Genomic DNA, 14,918 nt, shown 5'->3' on the forward strand with positions numbered 1-14,918 from the left:
CGCTCAGACTTCCTGTGCGCTGCCGAAATGCGTGAAGCCGAGCGGGGCGGATTTCGCCTTGGTGAGAAAGAGCATGAGCTTTTCGAAGGAGAAGAGGGCGATCAAGGCGCCGCCGACCGCGATGGGGACATAGTCCCAGCCGCGCGAGATGCCGATGATCGGCAGGCGGTCGCTCCAGGTCCCGATGGCGAGCTGCGCGCCATAGACCAGCATGGCGAGGCCGAAGGCAATCACCAGAAGCTCGGTCAGGATGATCAGCCCGTTGCGCAGCGGCGGCGGCGACATGGCGAGGCCGACCTCGAAGCCGAGATGATCGCTCTCGCGCACGCCGACTGCGGCGCCGAGCAGGATGAACCAGGACATCAGGAAGAGGGCGCTGGCCTCGACCCAGATCGGCGTGTCGTTCAGCACATAACGCCCGAAGACGCCCCATGCGACGATCACGGTCATGGCGACAAGACCTGCCCCGGCGATGACCAGTGCAATGAGGCAGAGCTTGGCGCCCAGCCGGGTCAGGATTTGTGCAAGGAGAAGCATCAAGACGCTCCGGCGCCGCGTGAGGCGCTTTTTCCCGGGTGATGCTGGCTTGTTCCAGTTTCGCCGGCGGTGAAAACCGCCTGCGAAGCGGGATCGTCAGAACCGCTCCACCCGGGGAAGGCCGAAAAGGAGACGCAAGTGACTGGGCGCGGCCGGAAGGGCCGCGCCGGCCTTCACTTCACCGCCTGGATGGCAGCCACCATCTCCTTGAGCTTCGGATCGGTGACGAACTTGTCGTAGACGGGCTTCATCGCATCGATGAAGGGCTGCTTCTCGACCGTGTTGATCTGTGCGCCGCCAGCTTTGACCTTGGCTTCCGACTCCTTCTCGCGCGCATCCCAGAGCTCGCGCATCTTGGCGACGGATTCCTTGGCTGCGGTCTTGATCAGCGCCTGGTCCGCCGCGTTGAACTTGTCGAAGCTGCGCTTCGACATCACGAGCACCTCCGGCGAGAGCGAGTGCTCGGTGGTCGAATAGAACTTCGAGACCTCGAAATGGCGGGTCGACTCGTAGGACGGCCAGTTGTTCTCGGCGCCGTCGATGACGCCGGTCTGCAGCGCCGAATAGACTTCGCCGAACGGCATCGGGGTGGCATTGGCGCCGAGCGCCGAGACCAGAGCCACGAACATGTCGGACTGCTGGACGCGAATCTTCATGCCCTTCATGTCGGCTGGCGAGCCGATCGGGCGCTTGCCGTTATAGAAGGAGCGCGAGCCGGAATCGTAGAAGGCGAGGCCGATCAGGTCGTGCTTCTCAAAATCCTTGAGCAGGTTGTCGCCGATCGGGCCGTCCATGACTTTCCGCATATGATCGACCGAGCGGAAGATGAAGGGCAGCGAGGGTATGTTGGTCGCCGGGATCAGGTTGTTGAACGGCGCCATGTTGATGCGGTTCATGTCGATGACGCCAAAGCGCGTCTGATCGATCGTATCCTTCTCCTGGCCGAGCTGGGCGGAGTGGAAGACGTTGATCTTGATGCGTCCATTGGTCCGCTGATCCAGCAGCTGGCCCATGTATTTGACCGCTTCGATGGTCGGATAGCCGTCAGGGTGGATGTCGGTGGAGCGCAGGGTGACGTTCTGCGCCTGAGCCGCGCCGACGGTCGCTGCGATGAAAGCCGCGCCGACGAGCGCGGAGACTGTCCGTCTTGTAAGCATGTTCCTGTTCCTCCCGTTTGAATAGATCGCCGGATTTTCCCGGTCGTTCTTGCCCCGTGTTCGGGAGCCGTGCCGCCCCATGCCGGCTTCGGCCTTAGAGAAATTCCCTCCGCATCGGCGTGAAGGAATCGATCAACTGCCCGGCCTCGATGGCGACGACGCCATGGACGAGGTTTTCGGGCACGAAGAAGCTGTCGCCGGCCGCTAGCCTGCTGGTCCTGCCGTCAATCGTGACGTCGAAGACGCCGCTCTCGACATAGGACGCCTGACGATGCGGGTGCTGGTGCGCCTTGCCGATGGCTCCGGCCTCGAAGACGACGCGGACGATCATCAGGTCGGGCCCATAGGCCATGATCTTGCGCTTCACGCCGGGCTCGGTCGCCTGCCAGGCGAAGTCGCGCTCATGCTGGAAGAAGGAGTTGAGACGCTCGCTCATCGTGCCAGCCAGCCTCCATCGACGGGGATGATCGCACCATGCACGTAGGCCGCCGCGTCGCTTGCAAGGAAGACGGCAGCCCCGCCGATATCCGAAGGCTTGCCCCAACGACCAGCCGGGATGCGGGCAAGGATGGCGGCGTTACGGTCGGCATCCTCGCGCAGGGCCTGCGTGTTGTTGCTCTCGACATAGCCGGGGGCGATCGCGTTCACATTGATGCCCTTGCCCGCCCATTCGCAGGCCAACAGCCGGGTCAGGCCGGCAAGCCCGCTCTTGCTCGCGGTATAGGAGGCGACGCGGATACCGCCCTGGAAGGAGAGCAGCGAGGCGATGTTGACGATGCGCCCGCTGCGGCCGGCCGCGAGCGCTGCCTTCGCAAAGGCCTGGGACAGGAAGAAACTCGCCTTGAGGTTCACGTTCATGACCTCGTCCCAGTCGCTCTCGCTGAAATCGAGAGCGTCGGCGCGGCGGATGATACCGGCATTGTTGACGAGAATATCGAGCGGACCGGCGGCTTCGCTGGCTCTGGTGACGGCCTCGGCTGCGATCCCGGGTTGCTGCAGATCGACGGCGAGCGGCAGGCAGCGTCCGCCGGCACTGGTGATCATTGCCACCGTCTCGGTCATGGACGAGCGGCCGGCGGCGACGACCGTGGCTCCGGCCTCAGCCAGCGACAGCGCAATGCCCTGGCCGATGCCGGTATTGGCGCCTGTGACGAGCGCCGTGCGCCCGACGAGATCGAAGGGCGCACGCGCAACCATCAGCGCAGCATCTCGACGGGCGCGGCGTCCATGTCGGTGAACTCGACATTGTCGCCGGCCATGGCCCAGACGAAGGCGTAGTTCGAGGTGCCGCAGCCGCAATGGATCGACCAGTTCGGCGAAATCACGGCCTGCTCGTTGGCGACGAGCAGATGCCGGGTTTCGGTCGGTTCGCCCATGAAATGGAAGACGCGATGGGCCGGGTCGAGGTTGAAATAGAGATAGGCTTCCATCCGCCGCGTATGGGTGTGGCAGGGCATGGAGTTCCAGACCGAGCCGGGCTCGAGTGCCGTCATGCCCATGACGAGCTGGTTGGTGCCGGTCGTGTTCGGCATGATGTATTGCCGGATGGTGCGCTTGTTCGAGGTCTCGGCCGAGCCGAGATGCAGCGTATTGGCATCCGACTGGCGGATGAGCTGATGCGGCGCCTCGCGATGGGCGGGGGCGCTGGTCAGGTAGAACTTGGCGGGGTTGGCCGGATCGGCGCTGGAGAAGCTGACCTCCTTCGCGCCCAGTCCGACATAGAGCGCGTCGAGGTTCGGCAGTGCGAACTGCTTGCCGTCGACGGTGACCGTGCCGGCGCCGCCGATATTGATTACCCCGAGTTCGCGGCGCGCCAGGTAGAAGGGCGTGCCGGTCGGAGCGAAGGGATCGAGCGTCAGCGGCTTGCTCACCGGGGTGGCGCCGCCGACGATCATGCGGTCGTAATGGCTGTAGGTCCGCGTCAGCTCACCCGGCACGAAGATGCGCTCGACCAGGAAGTCCTGACGCAGTGCCTCGGTGTCGTAGCGCTTCACATCGCGTGGATGCGCGGCCTGGCGTTCGTCGATCGAGCTCGCTGCGCTGGTCACAGGCGGTAGGCCTCCTTGGCCAGGCGATAGGCGAGGTCGTAGGCCACCTCCGCCGCCTCGTCCTCGCCGAGGCGATGCTCGGCGACGAGCTTGGCGAGATAGGTGCAGTCGCAGCGGCGAGCGACGTCGTGACGGGCCGGAATCGAGAGATAGGCGCGCGTGTCGTCGTTGAAGCCGACGGTATTGTAGAAGCCTGCGGTCTCCGTCGTGAGCTCGCGGAAGCGCAGCATGGCTTCCGGCGCGTCGAGGAACCACCAGCCGGGTCCGAGCTTCAAAGCGGGATAATGTCCGGCGAGCGGCGCGAGTTCGCGGGAATAGACGGTCTCGTCGAGCGTGAAGGCGATGACCGTCAGGTTGGGTTCGTTGCCCACCGCATCGAGCAGCGGCTTCAGTGCCGAAACGTAATCCACGCCGCGCGGGATATCGCAGCCCATATCGCGGCCGAAGGTTTCGAACAGCATCGGGTTATGGTTGCGGACGGAGCCGGGGTGGATCTGCAGGACGAAGCCGTCATCGAGGCTCATCTTCGCCATCTCGGTGAGCATCTGACCGCGGAACAGGTCGGCATCCTCGGCCGAGAACTTGCCCTTCAGGATCTTGGCGAAGAGCTTCTCGCTTTCGGCCTGCGAGAGATTTGCCGTGCGCGCGGTGGCGTGGCCATGGTCCGAGGAGGTCGCGCCGCGCTGTTTGAAATAGGCCCGGCGAGCGCGGTGGGCCGCGAGATAGCCGGTCCAGTTCGTGACATCTTCGCCGGTCAGCTCGCCGAACTGTGCGAGATTGTCCTTGAAGCCCTCGAATTCGGGGTCGACGACGCTGTCCGGCCGATAGGCCGTGACGACCTTGCCGCCCCAGCCGGATTCCCGGATCATGTCGTGCCATTTCAGGTCGTCGAGCGCGCCCTCGGTGGTCGCGATCGCCTCGATGTTGAAGCGCTCGAACAGGGCGCGGGGACGAAACTCCGGCTGCTCTAGCTTTTCGGCGATGCGGTCGTAGATGCGGTCCGCATTCTCCGGGCTCAGGCGCTCGTTGATGCCGAAGACCCCGGACAGGGCATGCTCGAACCAGAGCCGGGTCGGCGTGCCGCGGAACAGCCGCCAATGGCTGGCGAAGAGCCGCCAGATCGCGCGGGTATCGGTCTCGACCGGGCCGCCATCCTTGCGGGCGATGCCGAGCTGCTCGAGCCTGACGCCCTGCGAGTAGAGCATCCGGAAGATGTAATGGTCGGGCTTGACCAGCAGCGTCGCCGGATCCGGGAACGGCTTGTCCTCGGCGAACCAGCGCGGGTCGGTATGGCCGTGTGGCGAGATGATCGGGAGATCGCGAATCCCGGCATAGAGACGGCGCGCGATGCCTCGCGTCACCGGATCGGCAGGAAACAGGCGATCATCGTGCAGCAACATCAGCAATCTGTCCCGATAGGCCCGCGACTGTACGGGCGAGAAGCGTATCGGATCAATATACTAATATACTAGTATGTCAAAAGTGATTGTGGTAGCGCCTAAGGAGGGTGGCGCTCACAGGGCTTAGGCCGGAGCGTTCGGGAGACATGGGTGGCTGGGACGGGACGATGAACGAGCTCGCAGGCGGCCGCGGCCATGCGGCGGATAATCGACGCGAGCGCCGCCCCCTGGGGCGGGCCGTGGCTCCCGCCGGGCGCTCGACGGCCGCTTCACTGGTTCAGGACGATCTCCGACGCGCCATCCTCGCCATGGAGCTGAGGCCCGGCGTGCCGCTCTCCGAGAAGGAGCTGACGGCGCGCTTCGGCGTCAGCCGTACCCCGGTCCGCGAAGCGCTGATCCGTCTCAAGGAAGAGGGGCTGGTCGAGATCTTTCCGCAGGCGGGGACTTTCGTTGCGCGCATCCCGACCGGGGCTATTCCCGAAGCGGTCTTCATCCGGCAGGCGCTGGAATGCGCGACCGTGGAATTGCTTGCCCGCATCGCGACGCCGGAGGCCATCGCCCGACTTGATGCCACGGTCGCGCGCCTGCACGAAGCCTTCGATATCGGCGATCAGGAGAATTTCCATCTCGCGGACGAAGCCTTTCACGAGACGCTGGCCGATGCCGCCGGGTATCCCGGTATCTGGAAAATCGCACAGGCGGCGAAAAGCCAGATCGACCGCTGCCGACGCATGACCCTGCCGGTGCCCGGGCGCATGGCGATGGTGATCCGCGAGCACCTGTCGATCGTCGATGCCATCCGCAAGGGCCGCGCCACCGAGGCGGTTGCGGCGATGCGCACCCATCTCGGCACGCTCCTGCCCGATCTCGTGCATCTTCAGGCAAAGCATCCAGATTACTTCGTCTGACGCGATCGGTCTGTCGCGTGGACGAAACGGAAGAGCCGTCTTGCGCCGGGCCCATCTCCCGCGCCATCTTGCGCCGCGACATGCATGGGAGTGGCTGATGACGACGCGGCGTGACCTTCTTGCCGGAGCAGGCGCAGCCGCGCTGGCGGCCCAGTTGCCTTTCGTTGCTCTGGCGCAGGCCAAGGACAGCGTCATCATTGCGATGACGCTGGAACCGCCGACGCTCGACCCGACCTCGGGCGCGGCGCAGGCGATCCGCGAAGTTACCTTGCAGAACATCTTCGAAGGCCTGGTCAAGATGGACCGGACCGGCAAGATCGTGCCCTGCCTCGCCGAAAGCTGGGAGATCGCACCCGACAATATCACCTACAGCTTCAAGCTGCGGCGGGGCGCGACGTTCCATGACGGCACCCCGTTCAGCTCCGAACAGGTCAGGTTCTCGTTCGAGCGGGCCGTGGCTCCGGAATCGACCAACGCCCAGCGCCAGCTGTTCACGCCGATCGCGGAGATCGCGACGCCTGATCCGGCGTCCGTGGTCATCAGGCTGAAACAGCCGACGGCGAATTTCCTCTACGGTCTCGCCTGGGGCGATGCGGTGATCGTGGCGCCAGCGAGCGCCGCCAACAACAAGACCAATCCGGTTGGCACCGGCCCGTTCAAGTTCGTGCGCTGGAATCGTGGCGACAGGCTCGAGCTCGAACGCTTCGACGGCTATTGGGGGGAGAAGCCGACACTCGCCAAGGCGACCTTCCGCTTTATCGCCGATCCGCAGGCGCAGGTCGCCGCGTTGCGGGCCGGGGATGTCCACGCGCAAACCAATCTGGCGGCCCCTGAAGCCGTGCCGCAGCTCAAGGCTGATCCCAAGCTCAAGGTCAGTTTCGGCAAGACGGAGGGCGAGGTCATCCTCGCCATCAACAATGCCAAGGCGCCGTTCAACGATCTGCGCGTGCGTCAGGCGATCGCTCATGTGCTCGACCGCAAGACGATCGCGCTCGGGGTCTACGGCTTCGATGTCGACCTGATCGGCAGTCATTTCTCACCATTGCATCCGGCCTATATAGACCTGACCGGCACCTATCCGGTCGATATCCCCAAGGCCAAGGCGCTGCTGGCCGCGGCCGGCTTCCCGAACGGCTTCTCCTGCACGCTGAAACTGCCGCCGCCGACCTATGCCCGGCGTTCGGGCGAGATCATTGCGGCGCTGCTTGCGCAGATCGGCATCAACGCCTCGATCGAGCCGCTCGAATTCCCGCAATGGCTGGAGCGCGTCTTCCGCGGCAAGGATTTCGACCTGAGCGTGATCGCCCATACCGAACCGCTCGACATCAATATCTATGCCCGCGACGACTACTACTTCCAGTACAAGAACCCCGAGTTCAAGGCACTGATGGCGAAGATCGACGTCACCCTCGACGAGGGCCAACGCAATGAGATGTACAGGCAAGCCCAGCGCATCCTGGCGCGCGATGCGGTCAACGGCTTCCTCTTCATCCTGCCGAAGATCACGGTGACGGCGGCCGGGCTGGACGGGATGTGGACGGATTGGCCGCTCCCGATCACGCCGCTCGCCGAGGTGCGCTGGCGCTAGGTCGTGCTGTCGTTCCTGGCGCGCCGGTGCGTGGCGCTTGTCGCCACTCTGCTTGGTGCGGCGCTGGTGATCTTCATCGCGCTCGAGGTGCTGCCGGGCGATCCGGCTGCCGTGACGCTTGGGCTCAATGCGGCTCCCGAGGCGCTGGCGGCCCTGCGCCTGGAGATGGGGCTCGACAAGCCGGCACTGGTCCGTTTTCTCGCCTGGATTTCGGGCCTCCTGACCGGCGATCTCGGCCTGAGCTACACCTATCGTGTGCCGGTGGCCCAGCTGATCGGCGAGCGGATGGCTGTCACCCTGCCATTGGCGCTGGGGGCGATCATGCTGGCTACATCGATTGGCGTTCCACTTGGCTTGCTCGCCGCAGCCAATCATAATCGGCCGACCGATGCGGCCGTGATGGTCTTCGCGCAGCTCGGGCTGGCTGTTCCGAATTTCTGGTTCGGCCTCTTGCTCGTGCTGCTTTTCGCGATCGGGCTCGGCTGGTTTCCGGCCGGCGGTTTCCCGGGCTGGCAGGCCGGGCCGGCTGCTGCCGTGAAGGCGCTGCTGCTGCCGGCCCTCGCGCTCGCCCTGCCGCAGGCGGCGATCCTGGCCAGGGTGACGCGCTCCTCGATGCTCGACACGCTGCAGGAGGATTTCGTCCGTACCGCTCGCGCCAAGGGACTGGCAGAACCGGTCACGGTGGTCAGGCATGCACTGCGCAACGCCTTGATTCCGGTCGTTACCATCATGGGGCTGCAATTCTCGGTGCTGATCGCCGGCGCGATCATCATCGAGAATGTCTTTGCGCTGCCGGGGCTCGGGCGCCTCGTCTTCCAATCGATCACCCAGCATGACCTGATCGTCGTGAAGGATCTGGTGATGCTGTTTGCCGGCCTCGCCATCCTGGTGAATTTTGCGGTCGAGCTCGTCTATGGGCTCATCGACCCGCGCCTGAGGGAGGCGTCGTGACACCGGCCGGTGCGTCGGCCCCGGTCTCGGCGAAACGCTGGTGGACGGGCCCCTCCTTCCTGATCGGTTTCGCGCTGACCGGGATCATCGTTGCGGGGGCGCTGCTGTCCTATGTCTGGACGCCCTATCCGCCGACGCAGATGATGATCCTGAATCGCCTGAAGCCCCCTTCGGCGACGAACTGGTTCGGGACCGACCAATTCGGTCGCGACGTCTTCTCGATGATCATGGTGGGCGCCCGCAACTCGCTGGCGGTCGGGCTCGGCGCGGTCGGGTTCGGTCTGGTGCTCGGCACAACGCTCGGTCTGCTGGCGGCGATCCGGCGCGACGGCTTCCTCGACAACCTGATCATGCGCACGGCCGACTTCACCCATGCCTTCCCGGCGGTGCTGACGGCGATCATGATCACGGCGATCGCCGGGCCGGGCATGCTCAACGCCATCGTCGCGATCGGCATCCTGAACCTGCCTTATTTCGCGCGCCTGGCGCGCGGGGTGGCGATTCAGGTCTGGACGCGGGATTATATCCAGGCGGCGCGGGCGGCCGGGCTCGACAATGTGCAGATCAGCGTCCGCCATGTCCTGCCGAATGTTGCTGGCGTCATCGTCGTACAGGCGACGATCCAGTTCGCACTGGCGATCCTGGCGGAGGCGGGGCTGTCCTATCTCGGGCTCGGCACGCAGCCGCCGAATCCGTCCTGGGGACGCATGCTGAACGAGGCGCAGACCTTCATGGCGGTGCAGCCATGGCTCGCTATCTTTCCCGGCGCGGCGATTGCCATCGCGGTGCTCGGCTTCAATCTGCTCGGCGACGGCCTGCGCGATGCCATCGACCCGCGCCTGCGCCGAAGCCGCTGAGTGACGATGAGGATGAGACGATGACCGATCTTGCCGATCTGAGCGCGACGGAGCTTCTCGCCGGCTATGCCGCACGGACATTCTCGCCGGTCGAGGCGACCGAGGCGGTGATCGCACGGATTACCGCATGGGAGCCGCAGCTCAAGGCGCTCTATGCCTATGATCCCGCCGCGGCGCGAGCGATGGCGAAGGCCTCCGAGATGCGCTGGCTGAAGGGGGAGGCGCTGGCTCTCGACGGGGTGCCCGGCACGATCAAGGAGAACATCGCGACCAAGGGCGTGCCGGTGCCGCTCGGCACGGCCGCGCGCGATCTCGAGCCGGCATCGGCGGACGCACCGCCGGCGGCGCGGTTGAGGGAGGCCGGCTGCGTCATCCTCGCCAAGACGACGATGCCGGATTACGGCATGCTCTCCTCGGGTTTGTCGAGCTTTCACGAACTCGCCTGCAACCCCTGGGACCTGACCAAGAATCCTGGCGGCTCCTCGGCTGGGGCGGGTGCGGCGGGAGCTGCGGGCTATGGGCCGCTTCATGTCGGCACCGATATCGGTGGCTCGATCCGCCTGCCGGCCGGCTGGTGCGGCTTGGTCGGCCTCAAGCCGAGCTTTGGCCGCGTGCCGATCGACCCGACCTATTACGGCCGCGTCGCCGGGCCGATGACCCGCTCGGTCGCGGATGCGGCGCTGATGATGCGGGAACTGTCCCGGCCGGACAGGCGCGATGGCATGAGCCTGCCGCCACAGGAGATCGACTGGCTGGCGCTGGAGTTTGACGTCAAGGGCTTGCGGCTGGGGCTCCAGGTCGATGCCGGAGTCGGGCTTGCCGTCGAGCCGCATACCCGGGCTGCGATCGAGGCGGCGGCCAGGGCCTTTGTGGCGGCTGGCGCGATTGTCGAGCCGGTTGCGCCCTTCCTGACCCGCGAAATGCTGGACGGGCTTGATGATTTCTGGCGGCAGCGCGCCTGGGTCGACATTGGCGGCCTGTCGGATGCCAGGCAGGGACGGGTTCTGCCCTATATCTACGCCTGGGCCGAGGGCGGCCGGAATCTGAGTGGCGAAAGAGTCTATCGCGGGATGAGCCAGATGCTGGCGATGCGCGATGCGGCGCTGAAAGCCTGTGCACCGTTCGATTTCGTGCTGTCGCCGGTTTCCCCTGTGCCGGCCTATGCGGCTGAGCTGGCCTCGCCCATCCACGACCCTGAGCGGCCCTTCGAGCACATCGCGTTCACGGTCTCAGCGAACATGTCGGATCAGCCGGCGGTCTCGGTCCATGCCGGGCTTACTCCCGAGGGGTTGCCGATCGGCTTGCAGATCACCGGGCGGCGGTTCGACGATCTCGGCGTGTTGAGAATGGCGCGGGCCTGGGAAATTCTACGCGGCAGCGAGGTGCCATGGCCTGCGCCGCCACAGACCGTGTGAGGGTTCAGAACAGCGCGGTCGGCGCGAACTGCGCCACCAGCATCAGGGCGAAACTGATCACGCCAAGGCCGGCGCCGGTGAGGGCCAGCATCGTCACGCCGGTGATGATCGCGGCCGAGGAAATCACGATCGCGATCTGAAGCAGGCCTGAGACGATGTCGTATTTGTCGTCGCGGGCCGCTGCGATGTCACGCACGGCCTCGGCCGTCTTGGCGCGCGCGACCAGTTCCTTGCGGCCTTCATTGGTCTCGGGCTCCGAATCATAGCGCGCAATCGTCTGCTTCCAGCCGTCGATGCGCTTCTGCATGCGCTCGCGGGTGGCGGGGTCCGTCGCGGCTGCGAGATCGATCTCCATCGCCTCCGCGGCCGTGCGCAGTGTGGTGCCGCGGATCGTCTTGGCCTGGAAGAATGACCAGAGATTCGAAGCCTCGATGTTCTTGGCGATCGATTCCTGCTCGGCGTTCTTGCCGCCGATTTCTGAGAAGGCCAGCATCAGGGCGAGCATCGCGATGAGCAGGGCGATGCGCTTGTTGCTGCCGCTGGTGGCGGTTTCGGTGACGTCGGCTGCTGGCGAAGACATGCGATTCTGGTTCCCCCCGGAGACGGCGGGCAATGGCCGGGTTCCGCGGCGGAATCAAGGGGGCTCGCTCGCCTTGGGCTCTCATCGTTGGGCGCGGGGATGGGCCGCATCATAAGCCGCCATCAAACGGGCCGAATCGATGCGGGTATAGATTTGCGTCGTCGAGAGGGACGCGTGCCCGAGTAGCTCCTGGATGGCCCTTAAATCGCCGCCACGCCCGAGCAGATGGGTCGCGAAGGAATGGCGCAGGCTATGCGGGGTCGCAGACGAGGGCAGGCCGAGCGCGCCGCGCAGGCCCTCGACCGCGAGCTGGATGATGCGGGGCGAGAGCGGTCCACCCTTGGCGCCGAGGAAGAGCGGGCCCTCCGGCGGCAATCGCCAGGGGCAGAGCGAGAGATACTCCTCGATCGCGGTGACCACGACCGGCAGAACAGGCACCATGCGGGTCTTCTGGCCCTTGCCGATCACGGTCAGCGTATCCGATGCGCTCCTTGGTGCCTGCGCGCGCGACAACCCAAGCGCCTCGGAGATGCGCAGGCCGCAGCCATAGAGCAGGGCGAGCACGGCTGCGTCTCGTGCCAGGATCCAGGTTTCGCGGTCCTCGCCGGCGCGGATATCGGCCTGCATCACGGCCTTTGCGGCCTTGGCATCAAGCGGGCGCGGCAGCGATTTTCCAATGCGCGGCCCGCGCGTCGCGGCAAAGGCCGAGGCCGTGAGCTTGCCGGTGCGTTCTCCGAAGCGGGCAAAGGAGCGCAGCGAGGCAAGCTGGCGCATCAGTGTGCGGTTGCCGACGCCGTCACGCCGACGCTGGCCGAGAAAGGCTCGCAAGTCGAGCGGCTTCAGCGCTGCCAGATTCTCGAGGGTCGGCTTGCCGCCGAAATGGCCGTCGAGAAAGGTGGAGAACTGCGCAAGGTCGCGGCCATAGGCCTCGAGCGTCTTGGGTGAAAGACGGCGCTCGCTGGCGAGATGGACGAGCCAGTTTTGGCGCAGGGTCTCGAAATCGGTCATCGGCGTCCCCTGTGGTCTGAGCCGAGCATGACGCCCCTGCCTTAACAGGGACCGAATCGATGCTAGACACGGGCGCATGAGCGAGGTTGAGACAGGCATCGAAACAGGCGGCACGGTCGACGTGCTGATCCCGCTCGCGCTCGATCAGGCGTATAGTTATGCGGTTCCAGACGGGCTCGCGCTCAAACCCGGCGATATCGTGCAGGTGCCGCTGGGCCCGCGCGAGACTGTGGGCGTCGTCTGGAGCCTGGGCTCGGGGCGTGGTGGCAACCTGAAGCGCGTCAGCGCCAAAATGGACATGCCGCCGCTCGATCCGGCCCTGATGAAGCTGGTCGACTGGGTCGCTTGGTACACGCTTGCGGCCAAGGGTTCGGTGCTGGCGCTTGCGCTGCGGCGCCCGCCCGATGATACGCCGGAACGACCGAAGATGGGCGTCCGACTCGTCGGGCCGCCGCCCCAGCGCATGACGCCGGCCCGGGCGCGAGCCATCGCGGCGGCGGAGGGCGGCCTGCTGATCGCGAAATCGGCGCTGGCCGAGACGGCCTCGGTGAGTGGGGCGGTGATCGATTCGCTCGTCGATGCGGGGACTTTTGCCATCGAGGCGCTGCCGCGCGGTGAGGTCGTCGACATTCCCGACCCGGATCACGCGCGACCGGCCCTGTCGGCGGGACAGGCCGCGGCGGCGACGGCACTGGTTGCGTCCGTCAAGGCGGCGGCCTCCGGCGTGACCCTGCTCGAGGGCGTCACGGGGTCGGGCAAGACGGAGGTCTATTTCGAAGCTGTGGCGGAGGCGATCCGGCTCGGTCGCCAGAGCCTGATCCTGATGCCGGAAATCGCGCTGACGGCGCAGTTTATCGACCGCTTCGAGGCCCGGTTTGGCGTGCGGCCCGGGCTTTGGCACTCGGCAGTCTCGGGGCGGCGGCGGGAGCGGCTGCAGGCGGCGATCGCAAGCGGCGAGGCGAGAGTGGTGGCGGGCGCGCGCTCGGCCCTGTTCTTGCCCTACCGTGATCTCGGGCTGATCGTGGTCGATGAAGAGCACGAGGCCGCCTACAAGCAGGAGGACGGCGTCAGCTATCACGCCCGCGACATGGCGGTGGTGCGCGGCATGATCGAGAAGGCGCCGGTCATCCTCACCTCTGCGACGCCATCGCTGGAAACGCGCGTCAATGCCGAGCGCGGGCGCTATGCCTATCTGAAACTGCCGGAACGTTTTGGCGGGCGGGAACTGCCGACGCTCGATCTCGTGGATCTCAAGCGCGACAAGCCTGAACGCGGGCGCTGGATTTCGGGCGCGCTCGTCAAGGCCATCACGACCAATCTGGAGGCGAAGGAGCAGTCGCTGCTGTTCCTCAACCGCCGCGGCTACGCACCGCTGACGCTCTGCCGTGATTGCGGTCACCGGTTCCAGTGCCCGAACTGTTCGACCTGGCTGGTCGATCATCGCTTTCGGCGGGCGCTGGTCTGCCATCATTGCGGCCATGTCGAACGCCGGCCGCACGAGTGCCCGGCCTGTCATGCGCCGGAAAGCCTCGCGGCCTGTGGACCCGGTGTCGAACGGCTTGCGGAAGAGGTCGCGACGCTGTTCCCCGATGCGCGTTCGATCGTGCTCTCCAGCGATTTCCCCGGTGGTACCGAACGGCTGAAGCAGGAACTGATGGCAGTGGCGGAGGGGGAGTTCGATATCGTCATCGGTACCCAGCTCGTCGCCAAGGGGCATAATTTTCCGGGGATGACACTGGTCGGCGTCGTCGATGCCGATCTCGGCCTGACCTCGGGCGATCCCCGCGCGGCCGAGCGAACCTTCCAGGTCCTGCGTCAGGTGACGGGGAGGGCAGGCCGGGGCGAGAAGCCGGGCCGAGCTCTGCTCCAGACCCATGATCCCAGCCATCCCGTGCTCAAGGCGCTGGTCTCGGGCGACCCGGAGCGGTTTTATGCCGCAGAGGCGGCGTCTCGTGAGGCTGCCGGCCTGCCGCCCTTTGGGCGTCTGGCCGGACTGATCGTCTCCGCCAACAGCCAGGCGGAGGCCGAAAATCATGCCCGTGCACTGGCGCGCTGCGCGGCACCGCCGGACGGAGTCGTCGTTCTGGGGCCCGCAGAAGCCCCTCTTGCCGTGCTACGGGGGCGGCATCGCATGCGTTTGATCGTGAAAACGGCACGTGAGGTCAATCTGCAGGATTACCTGCGTGCCTGGCTGAAGAGCGCTCCGCGAGCGAAGGGTTCCGTCCGGGTTCAGGTCGATGTCGACCCGCAAAGCTTCCTGTGAGTGCAGGGCCCGGCTGCGGAAAACGGCCCTGTTGATCGCGATCTACGGATTGCGCCCCCCAAAGCCTCATGTTAGTGCACCGCCACATTTCGGACGCAAGGTGCGCACTCGCGCGGCTTTCGTCTGTCTGAAACATCGCAGCGCCAGGACGATGCACTCCACCTTCATCAAGAAGGTCGCCGGTGCAGTCCATTGAACGAGAGATG

General features: G+C 65.8%; 14 protein-coding genes. 6 read left to right on the top strand and 8 right to left on the bottom strand.

Annotated features, from left to right (window positions below):
• Window positions 1–3: 3 nt before the first annotated feature.
• From AC1DGP_RS18160 to uxaC, 6 genes are all read right to left on the bottom strand, one after another.
• Window positions 4–537: a TRAP transporter small permease gene (locus AC1DGP_RS18160; protein WP_441488024.1), complete on the bottom strand. Its 534-nt coding sequence runs from the start codon at window positions 535–537 to the stop codon at window positions 4–6.
• A 173-nt stretch (window positions 538–710) separates the two neighbouring features.
• Entirely contained in the window at window positions 711–1,694 is a 984-nt protein-coding gene (locus AC1DGP_RS18165; RefSeq protein WP_441488025.1) for a TRAP transporter substrate-binding protein, read from the bottom strand.
• Window positions 1,695–1,788: 94 nt separating this feature from the next.
• Window positions 1,789–2,130: a cupin domain-containing protein gene (locus AC1DGP_RS18170; protein WP_441504427.1), complete on the bottom strand. Its 342-nt coding sequence runs from the start codon at window positions 2,128–2,130 to the stop codon at window positions 1,789–1,791.
• Window positions 2,127–2,891, bottom strand: coding sequence for a 2-dehydro-3-deoxy-D-gluconate 5-dehydrogenase KduD (kduD, locus tag AC1DGP_RS18175; protein WP_441504428.1), 765 nt, complete (start codon window positions 2,889–2,891; stop codon window positions 2,127–2,129). The genes AC1DGP_RS18170 and kduD overlap by 4 nt, the downstream gene beginning before the upstream one ends.
• Window positions 2,891–3,742, bottom strand: coding sequence for a 5-dehydro-4-deoxy-D-glucuronate isomerase (kduI, locus tag AC1DGP_RS18180; RefSeq protein ID WP_441504429.1), 852 nt, complete (start codon window positions 3,740–3,742; stop codon window positions 2,891–2,893). Before kduI ends, kduD begins: the two co-directional genes overlap by 1 nt.
• The gene (gene uxaC / locus AC1DGP_RS18185) at window positions 3,739–5,142 is read right to left on the bottom strand and encodes a glucuronate isomerase (RefSeq protein WP_441504430.1); all 1,404 of its coding nucleotides are present in this window, start codon (window positions 5,140–5,142) and stop codon (window positions 3,739–3,741) included. Before uxaC ends, kduI begins: the two co-directional genes overlap by 4 nt.
• Before the next feature lie 167 nt (window positions 5,143–5,309).
• On the opposite strand from uxaC, the gene AC1DGP_RS18190 reads away from it, so the two are divergent.
• From AC1DGP_RS18190 to AC1DGP_RS18210, 5 genes are all read left to right on the top strand, one after another.
• Window positions 5,310–6,050, top strand: coding sequence for a GntR family transcriptional regulator (locus AC1DGP_RS18190; protein ID WP_441504431.1), 741 nt, complete (start codon window positions 5,310–5,312; stop codon window positions 6,048–6,050).
• A gap of 97 nt (window positions 6,051–6,147) precedes the next feature.
• Window positions 6,148–7,638 (top strand): ABC transporter substrate-binding protein, encoded by a 1,491-nt coding sequence (locus tag AC1DGP_RS18195; protein WP_441504432.1) that lies wholly within the window; start codon window positions 6,148–6,150, stop codon window positions 7,636–7,638.
• A gap of 3 nt (window positions 7,639–7,641) precedes the next feature.
• Entirely contained in the window at window positions 7,642–8,589 is a 948-nt protein-coding gene (locus AC1DGP_RS18200; RefSeq protein ID WP_441504433.1) for an ABC transporter permease, read from the top strand.
• The gene (locus AC1DGP_RS18205) at window positions 8,586–9,446 is read left to right on the top strand and encodes an ABC transporter permease (protein ID WP_441488033.1); all 861 of its coding nucleotides are present in this window, start codon (window positions 8,586–8,588) and stop codon (window positions 9,444–9,446) included. Before AC1DGP_RS18200 ends, AC1DGP_RS18205 begins: the two co-directional genes overlap by 4 nt.
• 20 nt (window positions 9,447–9,466) lie before the next feature.
• Window positions 9,467–10,861, top strand: a complete 1,395-nt coding sequence (locus tag AC1DGP_RS18210) for an amidase (protein WP_441488034.1) — start codon at window positions 9,467–9,469, stop codon at window positions 10,859–10,861.
• A 4-nt stretch (window positions 10,862–10,865) separates the two neighbouring features.
• Here AC1DGP_RS18210 and AC1DGP_RS18215 read toward each other — a convergent pair whose 3' ends face one another.
• Window positions 10,866–11,441, bottom strand: coding sequence for a DUF4337 domain-containing protein (locus AC1DGP_RS18215; RefSeq protein WP_441504434.1), 576 nt, complete (start codon window positions 11,439–11,441; stop codon window positions 10,866–10,868).
• An 81-nt stretch (window positions 11,442–11,522) separates the two neighbouring features.
• A complete protein-coding gene (locus tag AC1DGP_RS18220) occupies window positions 11,523–12,449 on the bottom strand; it encodes a tyrosine recombinase XerC (RefSeq protein ID WP_441504435.1) in 927 nt (308 codons plus the stop codon).
• 76 nt (window positions 12,450–12,525) lie between these two features.
• Here AC1DGP_RS18220 and AC1DGP_RS18225 point away from each other — a divergent pair, with 76 nt between their 5' ends.
• Entirely contained in the window at window positions 12,526–14,712 is a 2,187-nt protein-coding gene (locus tag AC1DGP_RS18225) for a primosomal protein N' (protein WP_441504436.1), read from the top strand.
• Window positions 14,713–14,918: the final 206 nt, after the last annotated feature.

This window comes from Allobosea sp. 05T433 (assembly GCF_056396065.1).

Coding starts and splice junctions, on each gene's coding strand:
- AC1DGP_RS18190 (WP_441504431.1), top strand. CDS start 5,310: ATGAACGAGCTCGCAGGCGGCCGCGGCCATGCGGCGGATAATCGACGC.
- AC1DGP_RS18215 (WP_441504434.1), bottom strand. CDS start 11,441: ATGTCTTCGCCAGCAGCCGACGTCACCGAAACCGCCACCAGCGGCAGC.
- AC1DGP_RS18165 (WP_441488025.1), bottom strand. CDS start 1,694: ATGCTTACAAGACGGACAGTCTCCGCGCTCGTCGGCGCGGCTTTCATC.
- kduD (WP_441504428.1), bottom strand. CDS start 2,891: ATGGTTGCGCGTGCGCCCTTCGATCTCGTCGGGCGCACGGCGCTCGTC.
- AC1DGP_RS18225 (WP_441504436.1), top strand. CDS start 12,526: ATGAGCGAGGTTGAGACAGGCATCGAAACAGGCGGCACGGTCGACGTG.
- AC1DGP_RS18220 (WP_441504435.1), bottom strand. CDS start 12,449: ATGACCGATTTCGAGACCCTGCGCCAAAACTGGCTCGTCCATCTCGCC.
- AC1DGP_RS18195 (WP_441504432.1), top strand. CDS start 6,148: ATGACGACGCGGCGTGACCTTCTTGCCGGAGCAGGCGCAGCCGCGCTG.
- AC1DGP_RS18160 (WP_441488024.1), bottom strand. CDS start 537: ATGCTTCTCCTTGCACAAATCCTGACCCGGCTGGGCGCCAAGCTCTGC.
- AC1DGP_RS18210 (WP_441488034.1), top strand. CDS start 9,467: ATGACCGATCTTGCCGATCTGAGCGCGACGGAGCTTCTCGCCGGCTAT.
- uxaC (WP_441504430.1), bottom strand. CDS start 5,142: ATGTTGCTGCACGATGATCGCCTGTTTCCTGCCGATCCGGTGACGCGA.
- AC1DGP_RS18170 (WP_441504427.1), bottom strand. CDS start 2,130: ATGAGCGAGCGTCTCAACTCCTTCTTCCAGCATGAGCGCGACTTCGCC.